A 16,514-nucleotide genomic window follows, 5' to 3' on the forward strand; every position below is an offset into this window, starting at 1 on the left:
ACTAATTCGTATGCAAATAAAATCACGCCCAGCATGTTCATAAATTAATGAACATGCGTATGCTCAGCATGGCTCTCTATTTGCAACACACTACTTTTAACATTGAATTTGTCTGATAGCACTTGCTCTACTTTTAAGCGACACGCTTCGTCGTGCTTTTCAATAGTACAGTGCTGTTTAAGTACAACATGTGCACCAACTACGATCCCTCTGTACTTACGAGTAACAGTGACATTATGCACATCATGCACGTGCTCCATACGCGTAATTTCGTTTTCAATATCAATTGCTTTTGGTAACTGCGCTTTATTTAAACGTAAACCTTTAATACAACTAATAATTACTTTAATACCAGTAAATAAAACAAACGACGCAATCAACATGCTCGATAGAATGTCAATTACATCCCAGCCAGTAAAATAAATAAGCACACCAGCAACAAAAGTCGATACAGTAGAAATTAAATCAAAAAATGAGTGTAGGAATACGGCATAGATATTAATACTTGCTTTGCGTCCTTTGTATAAAACCCAAGCAGCGGCGCCATGAAACAAAAAACCGATCCCCGCAATTACCGACATTAAATAACTATTAATAGCAAGCTCATGCCCCTCACTATGATGAATGAACCGTTCACTGCCTTCATACAAAATAATTAAGCTAATAGCTAAATACAAAACACCATTTACAAGTCCACCAAATAACTCAGCCCGTTGATGTCCATCATTATAGGTTTTAGCAAAATGGATCGCTAAGCTAGACGCAATTAAAGCAATAAAAAGTGAGCTATTATGGACAAATAAATGACCAGCATCAGCAAGTACCGCAAGTGAATTTGAATAATAAGCCCCGATGACTTGAATAACCATAAATGAACACGTGATAGCCAGGGCAATAAGTAGCCTACGGCGTGAAGCTTGGTGTGTAGTGATCTCTGTCATGAAGTGATTGAATTACCTATACTTAAAATGCAAGTAAGCCATTAAAAGGCTCAACTGGAAAGAGTGATGATATACAGTATCAATTGTAATACGTTACGCACTTAAACGCACTAAAAAGTTAAGTAAATAGATATAAAAATTTTGTCTCGTTATGGGGTGATTTCTCATCGTTAAATAGCCCTGTATTTAAGTAAATTAATATACACCCATTGAGTTACATCCAATATAAAACTGAGAATAGAATATTTTTACGAAAGTAGACATTTAGGTTTGTGCAGTAAAAATTGATAAAATTAAAATGCCAGTACTTTCAAAAAATGCTATATAAAAACCCTTCTCTAGTGCCTATTTTTGTGGTTAAAACGCCTTAGTAGTGATAATCTACACACGCTGAAATTATAAACAATACAACCGCTCAGCGTTTAATTATGATAAGGAATGTTTAAATGGATCCAGTCACACAAATTCTCGATATGGTTTTTACTGTTGAGGCTTTTTTACTTGTTTTTGTTATCGTGCTCTTAAAAAGTAGCGTTAAATTTGTACCACAAAACCGCGCCTGGTTAATCGAACGTTTTGGTAAGTACCAATCAACTAAAGAAGCCGGCCTTAACTTTATTATTCCATTTATTGATAGAATCTCGGCTGATCGTAGCTTAAAAGAACAAGCTCAAGATGTACCATCGCAGTCAGCTATCACTAAAGATAACATCTCACTTATAGTTGATGGCGTACTGTACTTTAGGGTACTAGACCCGTACAAGGCAACGTATGGCGTTGACGACTATACGTTTGCGGTTGTACAACTTTCGCAAACAACCATGCGTTCAGAATTAGGTAAAATGGAGCTTGATAAAACATTTGAAGAGCGTGATTTACTTAATACAAACATTGTTGCAGCTATAAATCAGGCATCTGAGCCTTGGGGTATTCAAGTACTTCGCTACGAAATTAAAGATATTGTGCCGCCTAACTCTATTATGGAAGCGATGGAAGCACAAATGAAAGCTGAGCGTGTTAAACGAGCTCAAATTTTAGAGTCAGAAGGTGATCGCCAAGCAAATATCAACGTTGCTGAAGGTAAAAAACAAGCACAAGTGCTTGCTGCTGAAGCAGACAAAGCCGAGCAAATTTTACGCGCTGAAGGTGAAGCAACAGCGATTACTACGGTTGCAGAAGCACAAGCAAATGCACTTATTAAAATAGGTGAAGCCGCAGATACAGAGCAAGGTCAAAAAGCAATTCAGTTAGACTTAGCAACTAAAGCAATCGCTGCTAAAGAAGCCATTGCTCGTGAGTCATCAATTGTATTACTGCCAGACAACGCGACAGATGCAAGCTCAATGGTTGCCCAAGGTATGGCAATCATTAATAGCTTAAATAAAAAGCATCAGGGTTAATAACTAAATAAAGAGGTTTGTATGGATTTTATTACGCAAAATTTACCGCAAACACTTATGGTACTTGGTATTGTTGCTTTAATAATAGAAGTAGCAGTACTTGGCCTTTCTACATTTATTTTATTGTTTTTTGGATTATCGTTATTCCTTACCGGCTTATTAATGAGTTTTGGTATTTTACCTGACTCATTAGCCACAGCCCTTTGGAGTAACGCAGTTGTAACCGCAGGCTTGGCGGTTGTACTTTGGAAACCATTAAAACAAATGCAAAATCGCGTAGATAAAAAGCAGGTAAATAGTGATTTTGCTGAACTTACTTTTGTACTTGATAGCGATGTAACAGAACAAGGTTTAACTACACATCAATACTCAGGTATTAGCTGGAAACTCAAAAGTGAGCAACCAATTAGCGCCGGTACTGAGGTCTTAGTAACCAAAAAAGAAGTGGGTGTTATGTGGGTTAAGCCTAAAAGCTAATCATCACTTTAAAACAAGCACTGTGTATAATAAATTACAGTAAAACGGGCGGCTCAAACTGCCCGTTTTTTATGCCTGAGATTTGAAATACAGCGCCTTGTTCACTAACAGTATTATTAATCGCCTCATCAAACGCCGATGTCACAAGTAACAACTCAGCATTTTTACCACCGAATGCAGCGCATGTCGGTTTTATTGCACAAAGCTTTATCGTTTTAATTAACGCACCGTCTGGGGATAAACACATAACACACCCCATTCCCCACACAGCTAGCCACAAATTACCTAATTTGTCGGTTACGCAGCCATCGGGGTCAACATCCGTATTATTAAATTGATAAAAAACACGTGGCTCAGCGCAAGGTTCGCCAGTTTGCTCATCCAAATCTAATACATAAATACAGCTCGTTAAAGAGTCGCAGTAATAACCGCGTAAACGTGGCTTATCAAAGCACAACCCATTTGGGATACTCAAACCACTTACAACGGCTTTAAGCTGGCGTTTATAATAACGGTATATTTTACCATCCCCTTTTTTAGCATTTACATCCATTGTACTTAACCAAAAGCCACCCCATGGATCAGCACGGCCGTCGTTTGAACGCCTATTTAGCTGTGTATTTTCAATATTAAGAATAAGATGTCGAGTAGTTGAATTAATATGATATTTATATAAGCCAGTACTTGTACAGAGCAGCAAGTGCTGCTCATCAATCCAAGCGATTGCACTGAGCGTATCGGGCATATTAACTGTTTTTAGTTGGCTTTCACTGTGTATGTTTTTGCTTAAAAGTAATTTTTTATTTATGTTGACCCAAAAAAAGGTATTCAGCACAGGATGCCAAAGTGGACTTTCTGCAAGCTGATACTGTGTGCTTTCAAAAATGGTTACGCTAGGATCAAACATAAGTAATTATTCTTTATTATTAACAAAGCCTTGTAATATTAAACCTTACCAGAAAACAGTGAATTTCGCGATGTGTACCCGGCTTTAATTTATCAACACCATTAGTAATTTTTAGACTGAGTTGATAACATAAAATTTCATAAAAGGATTGACCATGAACAAAAATAATAAAAATACACTCGTCGTTGAAGGCGGTGCAATGCGCGGTATATTTGCCGCAGGTGTACTTGATGAGTTTTTAAAACAACAATACCAACCGTTTGAACGCTATTTTGGTGTATCAGCTGGCGCAACGAATATAGCCGCATTTTTATGTAAGCAACCAATGCGAAATTATAAAGTGATTACCGACTACTCGTGCCGCCCTGAATTTATCAATTTAGCGCGTTTTATTAAAGGTGGTCATTTATTTGATTTAGACTGGCTCTGGCAAGAAACAATTCGCGAAATACGCCTCCATACGGAAGTATTTGATCAAACTCCACACGAGTTTTATATTGTATCTACGGCAATCGAATCGGGCAAAGCGCACTATTTAAAAGCCACCAGCACCGATATGGTACATCAATTAAAAGCATCGTGCGCTATACCCATTGCATATCGTGACTACCCTATTATTAATGGCATAGCGATGACCGACGGCGGGGTTGCTGATTCAATTCCGGTAATAAAAGCTTACGAAATGGGCGCACGTGAAATCACCGTTATTTTGTCTCAATGTTTGGGCTATCGTAAAAAACCAAGTAAAGCACCTTGGCTTACTAAAAAAATGTATAAAGACTACCCCGCATTAATTCAAACTACGTTAGGTAGATCTGATTTTTATAATAAGTCTATCGATTTTATTATGAATCCACCAAATGACTGCAAAATCAATATTATTGCACCACCTGCTAACTTTAAAGTTGGGCGTACCACTAAAAAGTTTGAAATACTTAATAGTGGTTACAACATGGGGATTGATGCTGCTAAGGCCTTTTTAGCTAAATAACTGCATTTTTTAACCTAATAATTGCGGTGCTTTACCCGCAATAACTGCAGTTAGTAAACCAGCTAACATGGCCCCGACAACAGTGCATATTGCACCGCCTAAAATACCGTAAATACTCATAAAACATATCAGCGCTAAACCAAATAACAGCGTACTTAAAAATGTTTTAGTCACTATTGTTAGTGTATTTTTTCGTATGTTGAGCATCATTAATAGTAAACTCACCATCGCAATTATAATAAGTAGCTCGTTCATGCGGGTTGTACCTCTGCTTGTAATTTTTGTGTGTTTTTTATTTTTAAGGCAGCAAAAATACACGCGATACCCACTACCATAAAGCTTATATCTACTACCGCAACAAACGTACTATTAAGGTTAATAACATTGCTCACGCCAAATATAATATTGAGCGGCAGCACCACCGCAAGCGAAGCGCCGCATAGCAAAAGAGTCAGCTTAAAATAGTTTTTATAACCTACAGGCAATACACTTAAGAGTAACCATGCCAACCACGTATAAAAAAACACGGGTCCAAAAAAGCTATTTTGCACCACACCAATAACGGTATAATTAAGTACAACTTGTAAAGGAAATAACACAAAGCTTGCTAATACCAAACCTCCACAACTGCCAATAATAAAACGATTCCATCGTGCATATGCCTGCATACTCAGCGACGGGCTACTGCCACGTGTACGCTTTGCCAGCCACATCATCATCCCTGAAATAGGTAAAAGCGCGGTACTTAAGCCAAGCAATACCCAAAGTAATTTTACAAACACCCCTGCAAAGTTCCCAAAGTGCAGCGGAAACATCAACTCAATTACTTGTATTGATACACCCGAAATATCACCAAAACTACTCATCGACTGCACAAACTCACCATTACCACGATAATGCAGTAACTGAGAAGCAACAGCCTCGCCACCTAACAAACGCAAATACACCTGCGCATTCGCATCGTTATGCGCCATTATTGTGACATCCCTAATTACTGCTTCAGGGTAACGGCTATGGGCATTCTCTAAAATAGTGTCTATTTTTGTAGGTTGCTTAATGTGGCTAACTACCGGCTCAGGAATGGCGGTAAACGTTTCTATTAACTTATCTTGATCGCCACCAAAGCTCACAAACGCAGCTGCTGGTAGTAAAATAATGGTCGCGAGCCCTAAAAATGATCCTGTAAAACCAATCACAATATTAAATACGCTGCCCCAAATACCTATAACTTTGTGAGCATCACTGACTGCAATATCTAACCCTTTATTTCGTCTAAACGTAAAGAGCTCTTTTATCAATTTACGATGAATAAACAAGCCTGTAACCGCACTTACTAAAAGCGTTAGGCCTAAAAATCCAGTGAGTATTAACCCAATTGGTCGCCCTAAATGCAAGTCTGCATGAAACTCGCCTATATAAGTTGGCGCATCCGTTTTTTTATTAGCGTAAAACTCTTTACTAGGGGCTGTTGATCTTTGTAGTATATATATTAATCAGCCCATATTGGTAGCCACATCATAGTGAATGCTAAAGCGAGCATGGAATGATAATTCCGCTCAAGCTTTTCATACCGTGTGGCTATCCCTCTATATTGTTTGATCCGACCAAAGGCATTCTCAACTAAGTGCCTATATTTGTACATGCACCAGTCAATATCTTCATTACCCACTAAACTGTTATCCTTGCGTGGAATAACGGGTGTAGCGCTATTGTCACGAATAAACTCTCTTAGTTTTTCACTATCGTAGCCTTTATCTGCGACAACAACATTACTCGTTGGGCAATTGGCTACAAGTGACTCTGCATGGACGATATCATGCGTATTTCCACAGGATAATTCATAATAAACAGGCAATCCTCCGCTATCTACTGCAAGATGAATTTTAGTCGAATTACCACCTCGACTCTTACCGATTGATTCATTGTCAGCGGTTCTTGCACCGCAACTATGCTGGTGAGCCCTGACAATACTGCCATCAATAAAGATCCAATCCATATCAGCATAGTGGGATAACACTCGAAATAATTCATTCAAAATATCTTTTTTGGACCATAAATTAAATCGTCTATAAATAGCACTCCACGAGCCGAAATAAGACGGTAAATCTCGCCAAGGAATACCGGTACGCATCTTATAGAGTATGCCTTCGAGCGTTTTTCTATGCTCAGGCTTATTATAAATTCGACCACTTAAGTGCATTACTTTTGATAAGACATTCCATGTCGCGTCTGTTAACATTAATCTTGGCATGAGGGTTCGGTGTAACGTTTTTTAGCGAATTCAATTATACCTTATCCTTATGCTGTTTGTTTTTTATACCGCAAAGATCAACACGCCCTAGGCCCATAGTAAGTATTTTCCAGCGCCAATGTATTGGGATGAAATTGAAATACTCTGGCCACCTCTTGGTCGTAATTTTCATCACCATGGTGAGATTCAAATACCAACGTTAATAAATGAAAGTTATGCCCACTTGGCAAAAACACATGAATGTTTTCGCCAAATTCACTAGGGGCTGTTGATCTTTGTAGTATATATATTAATCAGCCCATATTGGTAGCCACATCATAGTGAATGCTAAAGCGAGCATGGAATGATAATTCCGCTCAAGCTTTTCATACCGTGTGGCTATCCCTCTATATTGTTTGATCCGACCAAAGGCATTCTCAACTAAGTGCCTATATTTGTACATGCACCAGTCAATATCTTCATTACCCACTAAACTGTTATCCTTGCGTGGAATAACGGGTGTAGCGCTATTGTCACGAATAAACTCTCTTAGTTTTTCACTATCGTAGCCTTTATCTGCGACAACAACATTACTCGTTGGGCAATTGGCTACAAGTGACTCTGCATGGACGATATCATGCGTATTTCCACAGGATAATTCATAATAAACAGGCAATCCTCCGCTATCTACTGCAAGATGAATTTTAGTCGAATTACCACCTCGACTCTTACCGATTGATTCATTGTCAGCGGTTCTTGCACCGCAACTATGCTGGTGAGCCCTGACAATACTGCCATCAATAAAGATCCAATCCATATCAGCATAGTGGGATAACACTCGAAATAATTCATTCAAAATATCTTTTTTGGACCATAAATTAAATCGTCTATAAATAGCACTCCACGAGCCGAAATAAGACGGTAAATCTCGCCAAGGAATACCGGTACGCATCTTATAGAGTATGCCTTCGAGCGTTTTTCTATGCTCAGGCTTATTATAAATTCGACCACTTAAGTGCATTACTTTTGATAAGACATTCCATGTCGCGTCTGTTAACATTAATCTTGGCATGAGGGTTCGGTGTAACGTTTTTTAGCGAATTCAATTATACCTTATCCTTATGCTGTTTGTTTTTTATACCGCAAAGATCAACACGCCCTAGGTACTTGTTTATGGTATTCATTTACTAGTCGATTAATTTGCGCGCTGGCAACGTGTTGGCTAGATTGTAGCTCTGGATTTGCCCATATTTTTAACTCAGGTCGCGACAGCACTGCTAATGCCCCACTAAATGCAACAATAAACAGCAGTACCGCAGTAATAATTCCTACCCAGCTATGTAATAAAAATAGCTTTTTTAAAGTAATCGACTTCATCCCTGCCCCTGCGTTAACGCCCAAAAACTCAATAAACCATGTGATACACACAGTACAATCATCACAACAAAAGGTTGCCATACCTTTTGCGCCAAATACGCATAAATAAACAACGCAGTCCAAATAACAGGAAAAAGTAAAATAGGCAGTAATATTTGTTCATTCATTTGAAACGGTAAGTAGGTTGTCATACCCGGAATTATTATTACCGCAGTAATTAGTGCTAATACACACGCAATTAAGTGTCTTCGCCGTGTGGCTGTAAACGTTTTTTTATTATCCATTCTTCGCTCATTAAATTTGCCTAAACATATACAAAACCGCACATGTAAATGATAACAATTGCCATTATATTGTGCATTTATTGCTTAATGCAATTTATTAAACAAATTAAGCCGCTTTTATACTAAAAACACGGTTGGTTTTTCTTATTAGCTTTTATGCTATGCAGTGCAATTTAAGTACGCAGTAATGCCCTTTTTCAGTGAAGCCGAGTTTGATTTTTTCGTTTTCACTTGGCTTACCTATATTAGCTACTCCCTCAGGCTACGAGTTGCTTAAACATTAGATGGCGTAACAGTCCTTTTTAACGCCTTTTATAGTCACTTATTTTTCTATTAAACTATTCATACGCTTTCTAGAAAATTTCACTTTTGTTAGTTTTGTCTTTACCGAATCGTATTTGGTGTTATTTTACTAACTAACCTGAATTCTGGTTAAGAGATTTAAAAACACTATAAATAATAACGATATTTAAGTCTGTTTCTCTCTAGCTAGAAATTTTTGGTGAAAACAAGGCGAATTTACGCGTCAATAGCTGGTCTATTGCAAGGAAATTCAACGCAGTTAGCGCTAAAAACAGCTGCTTGAGATAGATTTATTATCCAGAACTCAGGTTAGCTATAACCTACACATAAGAGAACATTATGAGCGAAAAAATAAACGAAGAAGCACTCCACGCACTTAAAATAGCCTTTACTTACATGCCTAAAGCGATTGAAGTGACAAAGTATGAATATGGCGAGCGCTACCAAAGTGTGCTTGATCACATTGAAGCTGTACGCGAAACATTGCTTATTAACGATGTTGATCCTGAAGAAGTAGGCGGCGATATCAACCCTGAGTACACACCCAATTCAACTTATTAATATAATGATTTGATAATCAAAAGATTTATAAATAATCTTGTGTGCTCAAATTCAGTAAGAAATATTGAACAAGTACTACAAATAAAAGCTGAATAACGCTATCTTTAGTTAAGCTGCTTTACTAGCTAGTTCCATATCAAGATATTAATTAGATTCTAAAAAATTAAGGGATGTTTTCTATTGAATTTTCTTAAACGTTTTCACGATATAGTATCGGATCAAGACCTTAATTTTGACGATAAAACCCACCAGCTTTTAGAGTTCGGACTCGAGGTTTTTAACCTCGATTTAGCAATCATTAGCCGTGTTGAAAATAACTGTTATTCAGTTTTACATGCCATAACCCCTAATAACGAATTAAAAATAGGCACTCAATTTGATCTGGATGGCACCTACTGCGTACACACACTTGAGGCAGGTTCCGCACTTGCATTTCATAAAGTATCACAGAGCATAATTGCAGATCACCCATGCTATATTAATTTTCAGTTAGAATCGTACATTGGTGCACCTATAAAAGTAGGTAACAATGTATACGGTACTGTTAACTTCTCTTCTGCAACTGAATCACCAGTATTTTCAGACGACGCCTACGACTACATTGAGTTATTTGCACAATGGTTAGGGGCTGAATTTGCTCGCAGCATCACAAGAGAAGAACTCACTAAAAACAGTAATAGTTTATTGAAACTAGAAAGCGTAGCCAATATAGGAACATGGGAAGTAGACTTAACTAATAATAATATTTATTGGAGTCAACAAACTAAACGCATCCATCAAGTTGACGAAAATTATCAACCAAAAATAGACACTGCGCTTGAGTTTTATAAAGAAGGTCAAAGCAGAGATAGTATAACAAAAGCAGTCGAACTCGCCGTACAATCAGGTGAAAAGTGGCATTTAGAACTGGAGATAATCACAGCTAAAAAGCAACATATTTGGGTGTCTACTTTTGGCGAAGCTGAGTTTGATGACGGTATTTGTGTAAGACTTTTTGGCACATTTCAAGATGTGACAGAGTCAGTTACCCTCAGAGAAGAACTTAAAAATAAAAAGGCCGAAGCGGAACGATTACTTGACGATAGAAGCATGTTACTTGCAAAAATAAGTCATGAACTAAGAACACCGCTCAACGGTATAACAGGCATGCTAACCACATTAATAGATGAACAAAACGAAGAAAAACGGTCTGAAAAAATAAAAGTTGCATTACGCAGTGCCGACATTCTTCTAAGCATAATCAATGAAGTACTCGATTTTTCTAAAATCAATCATGGTGAATTGAAACTCGAACCAACCGATTTCTTACTTAAAACAATTTTTACTGATCTTACTTCCTTGTACTCCCCATTGTTTACAAATACTAATGTGGACTTAAAAGTTAGCAATAATATACCCGACCATTGCTGGGCTTATTCAGACAATACAAGATTAAGTCAAATAGTCTCTAACCTATTAAGTAATGCTTTAAAATTCACCGAGCAAGGGTCGGTAAAATTGCAAACATCAATAACTAAAGCGAGTAATCAATTCACTTTAAATATTGAAGTGCATGACACAGGCAGAGGCATGACAAGTGGGTTTTTAAAGTCATTATTTTCGCCTTTCACTCAAGAAGTTGACGCCAAAAACAGCAAAGGTGGAACAGGACTTGGCTTAGCAATAGTTAAAGAACTTGTAGAATATATGGGCGGTACAATAAAAGTAGAGAGTGAGATAAATAAAGGCACACATTTTTTACTGAGTATTCCAATTAAACCGGGCAAAGAACAAATACATCACTCAAGTAACATATCGCAATTGCAAGCTTTCTGTTTTAGTTGTCGATGATAACGATATAAATAGATTAGTACTTGATGCATCATTAAATAAGTTTAATGTGAGACCCGACTTTGCAGTTGATGGGCAAGACGCCATATTAAAGTGTCAGCAAAAACACTACGATCTTATTTTTATGGATTGTATTATGCCTATACTCGATGGCTTTGAGGCAACAAAACAACTGCGTTCAAAAAACATTTGCAGGCATGACTCAACTTATATTGTTGCCTTAACAGCTAATACATCAGCGCAAGATAAGCTAACATGCAAACAAGCTGGTATGGATATGTTTATCTCAAAACCATTTAAAATGCACTCATTAGGAATTGCGATTGCATCGACTGCTGAGCGGCTGAAACTCAAACATTAATAAGAAAATATAATTGTATAAAGAATTCAACAATGAAAAATATATTTAGAACCGTACTGTTCGCTATATTAGCTGTAGTGCTATTCAAAGGTTTTTCAACTCAACAATGGCAGGCATTAATTATTGTCATTGTGGGGATCAGTATTTTACTACTCTCAACTTTTGTTACAAAGGCTAAATCTACTACAGGCTCGTCAATTTATGTAAGCGGTGGCACGTCTCATACGGATAGCAATTGCGGCGGTGGTGATTCTGGTGGTGGCTGCGATTAAATCGCATGTTAATTTTTAAGTATAAAAAAGCCGCCTTTGGAGAAGGGCGGCTTGGGTGAACAAACAGCTAAGGGTGAACGCTGTTATATCAAGAGAGATTTCTGGTTAACTAAGCAGCGCTTTGATCTTGCTCGGTTTCATCGCTGTGGCGAATTAAATAGTCAAATGCGCCTAAGCTTGCCGTTGCGCCACTGCCCATTGCAATAATAATTTGTTTAAACGGAGTATTGGTTGCATCCCCCGCGCCGTAAATGCCAGGTAATGACGTTGCGCCTTTAGCATCAATCAGTATTTCACCAAATTTACTTAATTCAAGGTCGCTGTCTTTTAACCACTCGGTATTTGGTATTAAGCCTATTTGTACAAATATACCGGCAAGTTCAAGCTCTTTACTCTCTCCAGACACTCTATCTGTGTACATTAAGCCAGTTACTTTTTTACCATCACCAAGTACTTCGGTTGTTTGTGCACTTTTGATAATAGTAATATTAGCCATGCTTTTAGCTTTACGAATAAGCACTTCATCGGCTCGTAATGTGTCTGCAAATTCAAGTACCGTAACGCTTTGCACAATATTAGCTAAATCGATTGCCGCTTCTATACCTGAATTACCACCGCCAATTACAGCAACAGGTTTACCTTTAAATAAAGGGCCGTCGCAATGTGGGCAATATGCCACACCATGGCCGCGATATTCTTGCTCCCCTGGTACGTTCATTTCGCGCCAGCGTGCACCAGTGGCAAGTACGAGCGACTTAGCTTTAAGCACTGCGCCATTTTCAAGTGTAATTTCGTAACCATTGTTATAACCAAGTGCCGCTGCACGCTGATTATGCATTACATCTACATCGTATTCTTTAACGTGTTCTTCAAGCTGGGCAACTAATTTTGGCCCTTCAGTCGCCTTTATCGAAATAAAGTTTTCTATTGCTAATGTATCTGCAACTTGTCCACCAAATCGGTCGGCAACAATGCCTGTATTTAACCCTTTTCGCGCTGAGTAAATCGCAGCCGATGCGCCCGCTGGGCCGCCACCAACTACAAGTACATCAAACTCGTCTTTTTCACTTAGTGCTGCTGCTTGTTTAGCAGCCCCTTTGCTATCTACTTTATTAAGTATGTCAGTAAGGCTTAATGCACCTTGGCTAAATGGTTCGCCATTTAAATATACAGCCGGTACAGCTAAAATATTTCGCTCTTCTACTTCATCTTGAAATAACGCGCCATCAATCATGGTGGCTTTAATATTACTGTTTGTCGCTGCCATAGTGTTAAGTGCTTGCACTACTTGCGGGCACGTTTGGCAACTTAAACTTATGTATACTTCAAAGTTTAGCTCTTGAGTAAGCGATTGTATTTGCTCAATGTCTTCGCTTTTAGCTTTACTTGCGTGTCCGCCAGTATGCAAAAGTGCTAACACTAAACTTGTGAATTCGTGACCCATAGGTACGCCTGCAAACGTAATATGAGTGTTTTTAATAGGTGAATGTACAACCATTGATGGGCGACGCGCGCTTGTATCAGGATTGTTTATTACCGTAAATTTATCGCTTAGTGAGGCTAAATCGTTCGCTAAGCTTTCTACTTCTGCTGATTTTTTGCTGTCATCCAAGGCAATAAGCAGCTCAACAGGTTGAGTAAGCGATTCAAAATGGCTTTTTAATTGATTTTTTATGTTGTTATCTAACATGGCTTAACCCTTTTAGGAAAATTTAAACAGCAAGCCTCCCATGCCAAATAATGCATGTGCTTAAACAAATATATTGATATAGGAGGCATCAACAAGCGTACGTTTGTTGATTAAGGGCAGTTACCTACCCTTACTTGATTGGAAAATCAGGTACTTAGATTTTACCAACTAGGTCTAGTGAAGGTGCAAGTGTGTCTTCACCTGGTTGCCAAGATGCAGGACAAACTTCACCGTCGTGAGTTGCAATGTATTGTGCAGCTTGTACTTTACGAACAAGTTCTTTAGCGCTACGGCCAATACCTAAATCGTGAGTTTCGATTACTTTAATTTCGCCTTCTGGGTTCATTACAAATGTACCGCGAAGTGCTAAGCCTTCTTCTTCAATCATTACGCCAAAGCTGCGTGTAATACGTCCTGTTGGGTCGCCAATCATTGGGTAAGTAATTTTACCAATTGTGTCTGACGTATCGTGCCATGCTTTATGAGTAAAATGAGTGTCAGTAGATACTGAGTAAACCTCTACGCCCATTTCTTGAAGTTGTGCATAGTAGTCTGCAACATCACCAAGTTCAGTAGGACATACAAATGTAAAATCAGCTGGGTAAAAGAAGAAGATTGACCATTTACCTAGAACATCTTTTTCAGACAATTCTACAAAGTCACCGTTGTGGTAAGCGGTTGCATTGAATGGTTGTAATTTAGTATTTATTAATGAAGTGCTCATGGTATTTCCTCATCTAGGTTTAATGTATTTAAAAAATAATCAACGCTTCGTTTAAAACGACCTTCTGCGTTGGCTTGATTAATACAATAAGGCCACTGGGAAATTAAATAAAATTGATTGTTTAGATTAAACCAATCGATTTTTAAGATTGAACGTAAGCGTCTAGCTAAAGACACCTAGCTTTTCTTCATAGCTTAGTTCTTAAGGAACACAGACCGTGTGACTTCCTATCTTAAAACGGCAAATATCATTGTTTTTCTCAATGCTTTGCCGCTTACAATTTACCGCTAGTAGCTCAAATACACGATGTATCTTATGGCTGCACCGTGTTTGTTCTATGCAATCCAGAATATCATCCAACCAAAGATAACTGCACTTACTCGCTCTAAATGTCGAGATCGCACACTTAAACATACCCGCTGCACTATGGCAGATAAAACGCTTGATAAGTGTTTGCAGTATGCTCAGCCAAACCAATGATTCGGCAATATGAGGATCTCGTGTGATGAACCCTTTAAGGTTATTCCATGACTTTAGTTCTTTGAAAAACAACTCAATTTGCCAACGAGTTGCATATATATCGAGTAGTTCGTCAAAGCTAAACTGTGCCTCTTTTAAATTAGTAACAAGGAAAACGGGGCGCTTTTCATTCGGTAAATAGATAAGCCTGTACTCGGGCCCATTTTTCTTCCAACGTACTGTTAATTCAAGTGGTTGGCTTGCGAATTTATCGAGTAACGTTTTGATTTTAATGTTCTTTTCTTTAAGTTCTATACCCGCGCAATAAGCTGATGTAACGATTGGGTTAATGTTTTTATTTGCTCTGATCAAAAAATATCCGCCATCTTGAGCTACTTGCTCAAAGTAATCTAAGTCAAAATACCCAGCATCAGCAAGTAATAACGTATCTTCAAGTGTGTGGCTACCTGGTAAAAAGGCGCGCTCAGTTTCAACATCAGGACGAATATCTATTTCGCAGGGTTGTTCATTAAATAGGTCATAGGTAACGTGCAACTCAATTGCGGCAGGACTTACAGCAGTAAAACGACCAGCAAAAACCTGCGCTAATTCATCATGTAGAGCAAATGAAGAACCATCTTGCAATAACACTCGCTGTATTCCTCGCTGGGTAAAAAAGGTTTTATCCAGCGTGTTTACAGTCAATTTAGACATCGCTTGAATAACGAGCTCACGGACAAGCTCAGTCAAGGCTGGTTTTCGAATTTGATTATGAAAGGGTTTATAACTTATCGTGCAATCAGCCTGCGTTCGCAAGTTTTGATGGATATCTGACAAGTTAGCGTCTTGCAGGCAAGATAAGCTTTTAAATACGGCTTTGAGCAGAGAAACGATCGACAGGCAACGGTGTCGAACTTGAAATCCAGAGGTTTTTGCAAGCTCAATGAGGTGTTTTTCTGAGATAAGGGCTTTTAATTGGTTTGAAACTTGGTTAATCTGCATGTGAACTCTGTTTTTAGTCATGTTTTTATTGGCGTAACTATTTGATCATTAACAGAGTTCAACTTCAAGTTTTCTTAAGATCCAACCTATGAGCTTTTCTTAATGTTCCAAGGTAACAGCAGCTCAAGGTTTGATCACTCCCACTACTTTTAGACACACGACTAAGTACAATGTAAGCGTCTAGCAAAGTGACTAAACACGTTGACGTTATCGAACAGCAACAGTCAATCACCCTCACTATCGGCAAAGTAAACGTCAGCTTGCCACCCACAATGCCTGCCTCTTATCTGAGTCAACTGTTACGCGAGCTTGCCTTATGAAAATGTTTGTCGAACCAAAAAGTATTTATTTACACCGCGAGGCCGTGGATTTTCGAAAATCCATTGATGGTCTAATCGCAATCGTTGAAGGCGAACTTGAGCGTGATGCTTATACTGGCGCATTATTCTTATTCTGCAATAAAGCGAAAGATAAACTCAAGCTCGTTTACTGGGATAAAACGGGGTTTGCTTTATGGTATAAGCGCTTAGAAAAACAAAAGTTTAAATGGCCAAATAAAATCAGCTTGCAGGAATTTGAACTCAGTCCTGAACAACTGGATTGGTTGTTGTCGGGATATGATGTGCTTGGTCATGAAGAATTGCAGTATCAATCGATGATCTAATCGATCATATTCACAGTAAATGATCGTTGCCACACCGTCTG

17 protein-coding genes and 1 pseudogene are annotated in these 16,514 nt (G+C 38.3%); 7 read left to right on the top strand and 11 right to left on the bottom strand.

The window, feature by feature from the left end; all coding sequences use genetic code 11:
• Positions 1 to 44: 44 nt before the first annotated feature.
• A complete protein-coding gene (locus AC0VZ4_RS22335; RefSeq protein ID WP_475442178.1) occupies positions 45 to 941 on the bottom strand; it encodes a cation diffusion facilitator family transporter in 897 nt (298 codons plus the stop codon).
• Positions 942 to 1,387: 446 nt separating this feature from the next.
• Between AC0VZ4_RS22335 and AC0VZ4_RS22340 the strand changes: the two genes are divergently transcribed.
• Both AC0VZ4_RS22340 and AC0VZ4_RS22345 read left to right on the top strand, forming a co-directional pair.
• The gene (locus AC0VZ4_RS22340) at positions 1,388 to 2,341 is read left to right on the top strand and encodes an SPFH domain-containing protein (RefSeq protein WP_007375614.1); all 954 of its coding nucleotides are present in this window, start codon (positions 1,388 to 1,390) and stop codon (positions 2,339 to 2,341) included.
• 21 nt (positions 2,342 to 2,362) lie between these two features.
• Positions 2,363 to 2,818: an NfeD family protein gene (locus AC0VZ4_RS22345; RefSeq protein ID WP_475442180.1), complete on the top strand. Its 456-nt coding sequence runs from the start codon at positions 2,363 to 2,365 to the stop codon at positions 2,816 to 2,818.
• Between the two features lie 34 nt (positions 2,819 to 2,852).
• Here AC0VZ4_RS22345 and AC0VZ4_RS22350 read toward each other — a convergent pair whose 3' ends face one another.
• A complete protein-coding gene (locus tag AC0VZ4_RS22350) occupies positions 2,853 to 3,725 on the bottom strand; it encodes an SMP-30/gluconolactonase/LRE family protein (protein WP_475442181.1) in 873 nt (290 codons plus the stop codon).
• Positions 3,726 to 3,879: 154 nt separating this feature from the next.
• On the opposite strand from AC0VZ4_RS22350, the gene AC0VZ4_RS22355 reads away from it, so the two are divergent.
• Positions 3,880 to 4,716 carry a patatin-like phospholipase family protein gene (locus AC0VZ4_RS22355; RefSeq protein WP_475442182.1) on the top strand — a complete coding sequence of 279 codons (837 nt, stop codon included), beginning with the start codon at positions 3,880 to 3,882 and terminating at the stop codon, positions 4,714 to 4,716.
• A gap of 9 nt (positions 4,717 to 4,725) precedes the next feature.
• On the opposite strand, the gene AC0VZ4_RS22360 is transcribed toward AC0VZ4_RS22355, so the two are convergent.
• The 6 genes from AC0VZ4_RS22360 to AC0VZ4_RS22385 all read right to left on the bottom strand — a co-directional run bounded on the left by AC0VZ4_RS22360 (position 4,726) and on the right by AC0VZ4_RS22385 (position 8,607).
• Positions 4,726 to 4,971 (bottom strand): hypothetical protein, encoded by a 246-nt coding sequence (locus tag AC0VZ4_RS22360; protein ID WP_475442183.1) that lies wholly within the window; start codon positions 4,969 to 4,971, stop codon positions 4,726 to 4,728.
• A complete protein-coding gene (locus tag AC0VZ4_RS22365) occupies positions 4,968 to 6,110 on the bottom strand; it encodes a PepSY-associated TM helix domain-containing protein (protein ID WP_475442184.1) in 1,143 nt (380 codons plus the stop codon). The genes AC0VZ4_RS22360 and AC0VZ4_RS22365 overlap by 4 nt, the downstream gene beginning before the upstream one ends.
• Positions 6,111 to 6,205: 95 nt before the next feature.
• Positions 6,206 to 6,967, bottom strand: a complete 762-nt coding sequence (locus tag AC0VZ4_RS22370) for an IS5 family transposase (RefSeq protein ID WP_475439610.1) — start codon at positions 6,965 to 6,967, stop codon at positions 6,206 to 6,208.
• Between the two features lie 289 nt (positions 6,968 to 7,256).
• Positions 7,257 to 8,018, bottom strand: a complete 762-nt coding sequence (locus AC0VZ4_RS22375; RefSeq protein WP_475439610.1) for an IS5 family transposase — start codon at positions 8,016 to 8,018, stop codon at positions 7,257 to 7,259.
• Positions 8,019 to 8,095: 77 nt separating this feature from the next.
• A complete protein-coding gene (locus tag AC0VZ4_RS22380; protein ID WP_475442185.1) occupies positions 8,096 to 8,323 on the bottom strand; it encodes a PepSY domain-containing protein in 228 nt (75 codons plus the stop codon).
• Positions 8,320 to 8,607, bottom strand: a complete 288-nt coding sequence (locus AC0VZ4_RS22385) for a hypothetical protein (protein WP_007375620.1) — start codon at positions 8,605 to 8,607, stop codon at positions 8,320 to 8,322. The genes AC0VZ4_RS22380 and AC0VZ4_RS22385 overlap by 4 nt, the downstream gene beginning before the upstream one ends.
• A gap of 642 nt (positions 8,608 to 9,249) precedes the next feature.
• Here AC0VZ4_RS22385 and AC0VZ4_RS22390 point away from each other — a divergent pair.
• From AC0VZ4_RS22390 to AC0VZ4_RS22400, 3 genes and pseudogenes are all read left to right on the top strand, one after another.
• The gene (locus AC0VZ4_RS22390) at positions 9,250 to 9,471 is read left to right on the top strand and encodes a hypothetical protein (RefSeq protein ID WP_007375621.1); all 222 of its coding nucleotides are present in this window, start codon (positions 9,250 to 9,252) and stop codon (positions 9,469 to 9,471) included.
• Positions 9,472 to 9,651: 180 nt separating this feature from the next.
• Positions 9,652 to 11,662, top strand: a pseudogene (locus AC0VZ4_RS22395) (hybrid sensor histidine kinase/response regulator).
• A 32-nt stretch (positions 11,663 to 11,694) separates the two neighbouring features.
• Positions 11,695 to 11,934, top strand: a complete 240-nt coding sequence (locus AC0VZ4_RS22400; RefSeq protein ID WP_096794433.1) for a hypothetical protein — start codon at positions 11,695 to 11,697, stop codon at positions 11,932 to 11,934.
• 109 nt (positions 11,935 to 12,043) lie between these two features.
• Here the strand turns inward: AC0VZ4_RS22400 and ahpF are convergent, their stop codons facing one another.
• The 3 genes from ahpF to AC0VZ4_RS22415 form a co-directional block, all read right to left on the bottom strand.
• Positions 12,044 to 13,624 carry an alkyl hydroperoxide reductase subunit F gene (gene ahpF, locus AC0VZ4_RS22405; protein ID WP_457934656.1) on the bottom strand — a complete coding sequence of 527 codons (1,581 nt, stop codon included), beginning with the start codon at positions 13,622 to 13,624 and terminating at the stop codon, positions 12,044 to 12,046.
• Positions 13,625 to 13,778: 154 nt separating this feature from the next.
• Positions 13,779 to 14,348, bottom strand: a complete 570-nt coding sequence (ahpC, locus tag AC0VZ4_RS22410; RefSeq protein WP_033030722.1) for an alkyl hydroperoxide reductase subunit C — start codon at positions 14,346 to 14,348, stop codon at positions 13,779 to 13,781.
• A 201-nt stretch (positions 14,349 to 14,549) separates the two neighbouring features.
• Positions 14,550 to 15,809 carry an IS4 family transposase gene (locus AC0VZ4_RS22415; protein ID WP_337119945.1) on the bottom strand — a complete coding sequence of 420 codons (1,260 nt, stop codon included), beginning with the start codon at positions 15,807 to 15,809 and terminating at the stop codon, positions 14,550 to 14,552.
• 316 nt (positions 15,810 to 16,125) lie between these two features.
• Here AC0VZ4_RS22415 and tnpB point away from each other — a divergent pair, with 316 nt between their 5' ends.
• Entirely contained in the window at positions 16,126 to 16,473 is a 348-nt protein-coding gene (gene tnpB, locus AC0VZ4_RS22420; RefSeq protein WP_475439613.1) for an IS66 family insertion sequence element accessory protein TnpB, read from the top strand.
• Positions 16,474 to 16,514 lie beyond the last annotated feature (41 nt).

Source organism: Pseudoalteromonas sp. QJM3NY_22 (assembly GCF_056173065.1).

Coding starts and splice junctions, on each gene's coding strand:
- tnpB (WP_475439613.1), top strand. CDS start 16,126: ATGAAAATGTTTGTCGAACCAAAAAGTATTTATTTACACCGCGAGGCC.
- AC0VZ4_RS22360 (WP_475442183.1), bottom strand. CDS start 4,971: ATGAACGAGCTACTTATTATAATTGCGATGGTGAGTTTACTATTAATG.
- AC0VZ4_RS22335 (WP_475442178.1), bottom strand. CDS start 941: ATGACAGAGATCACTACACACCAAGCTTCACGCCGTAGGCTACTTATT.
- AC0VZ4_RS22380 (WP_475442185.1), bottom strand. CDS start 8,323: ATGAAGTCGATTACTTTAAAAAAGCTATTTTTATTACATAGCTGGGTA.
- AC0VZ4_RS22400 (WP_096794433.1), top strand. CDS start 11,695: ATGAAAAATATATTTAGAACCGTACTGTTCGCTATATTAGCTGTAGTG.
- AC0VZ4_RS22370 (WP_475439610.1), bottom strand. CDS start 6,967: ATGCCAAGATTAATGTTAACAGACGCGACATGGAATGTCTTATCAAAA.
- AC0VZ4_RS22415 (WP_337119945.1), bottom strand. CDS start 15,809: ATGCAGATTAACCAAGTTTCAAACCAATTAAAAGCCCTTATCTCAGAA.
- ahpC (WP_033030722.1), bottom strand. CDS start 14,348: ATGAGCACTTCATTAATAAATACTAAATTACAACCATTCAATGCAACC.
- AC0VZ4_RS22350 (WP_475442181.1), bottom strand. CDS start 3,725: ATGTTTGATCCTAGCGTAACCATTTTTGAAAGCACACAGTATCAGCTT.
- AC0VZ4_RS22340 (WP_007375614.1), top strand. CDS start 1,388: ATGGATCCAGTCACACAAATTCTCGATATGGTTTTTACTGTTGAGGCT.
- AC0VZ4_RS22385 (WP_007375620.1), bottom strand. CDS start 8,607: ATGGATAATAAAAAAACGTTTACAGCCACACGGCGAAGACACTTAATT.
- AC0VZ4_RS22375 (WP_475439610.1), bottom strand. CDS start 8,018: ATGCCAAGATTAATGTTAACAGACGCGACATGGAATGTCTTATCAAAA.
- AC0VZ4_RS22355 (WP_475442182.1), top strand. CDS start 3,880: ATGAACAAAAATAATAAAAATACACTCGTCGTTGAAGGCGGTGCAATG.
- AC0VZ4_RS22390 (WP_007375621.1), top strand. CDS start 9,250: ATGAGCGAAAAAATAAACGAAGAAGCACTCCACGCACTTAAAATAGCC.
- AC0VZ4_RS22345 (WP_475442180.1), top strand. CDS start 2,363: ATGGATTTTATTACGCAAAATTTACCGCAAACACTTATGGTACTTGGT.
- ahpF (WP_457934656.1), bottom strand. CDS start 13,624: ATGTTAGATAACAACATAAAAAATCAATTAAAAAGCCATTTTGAATCG.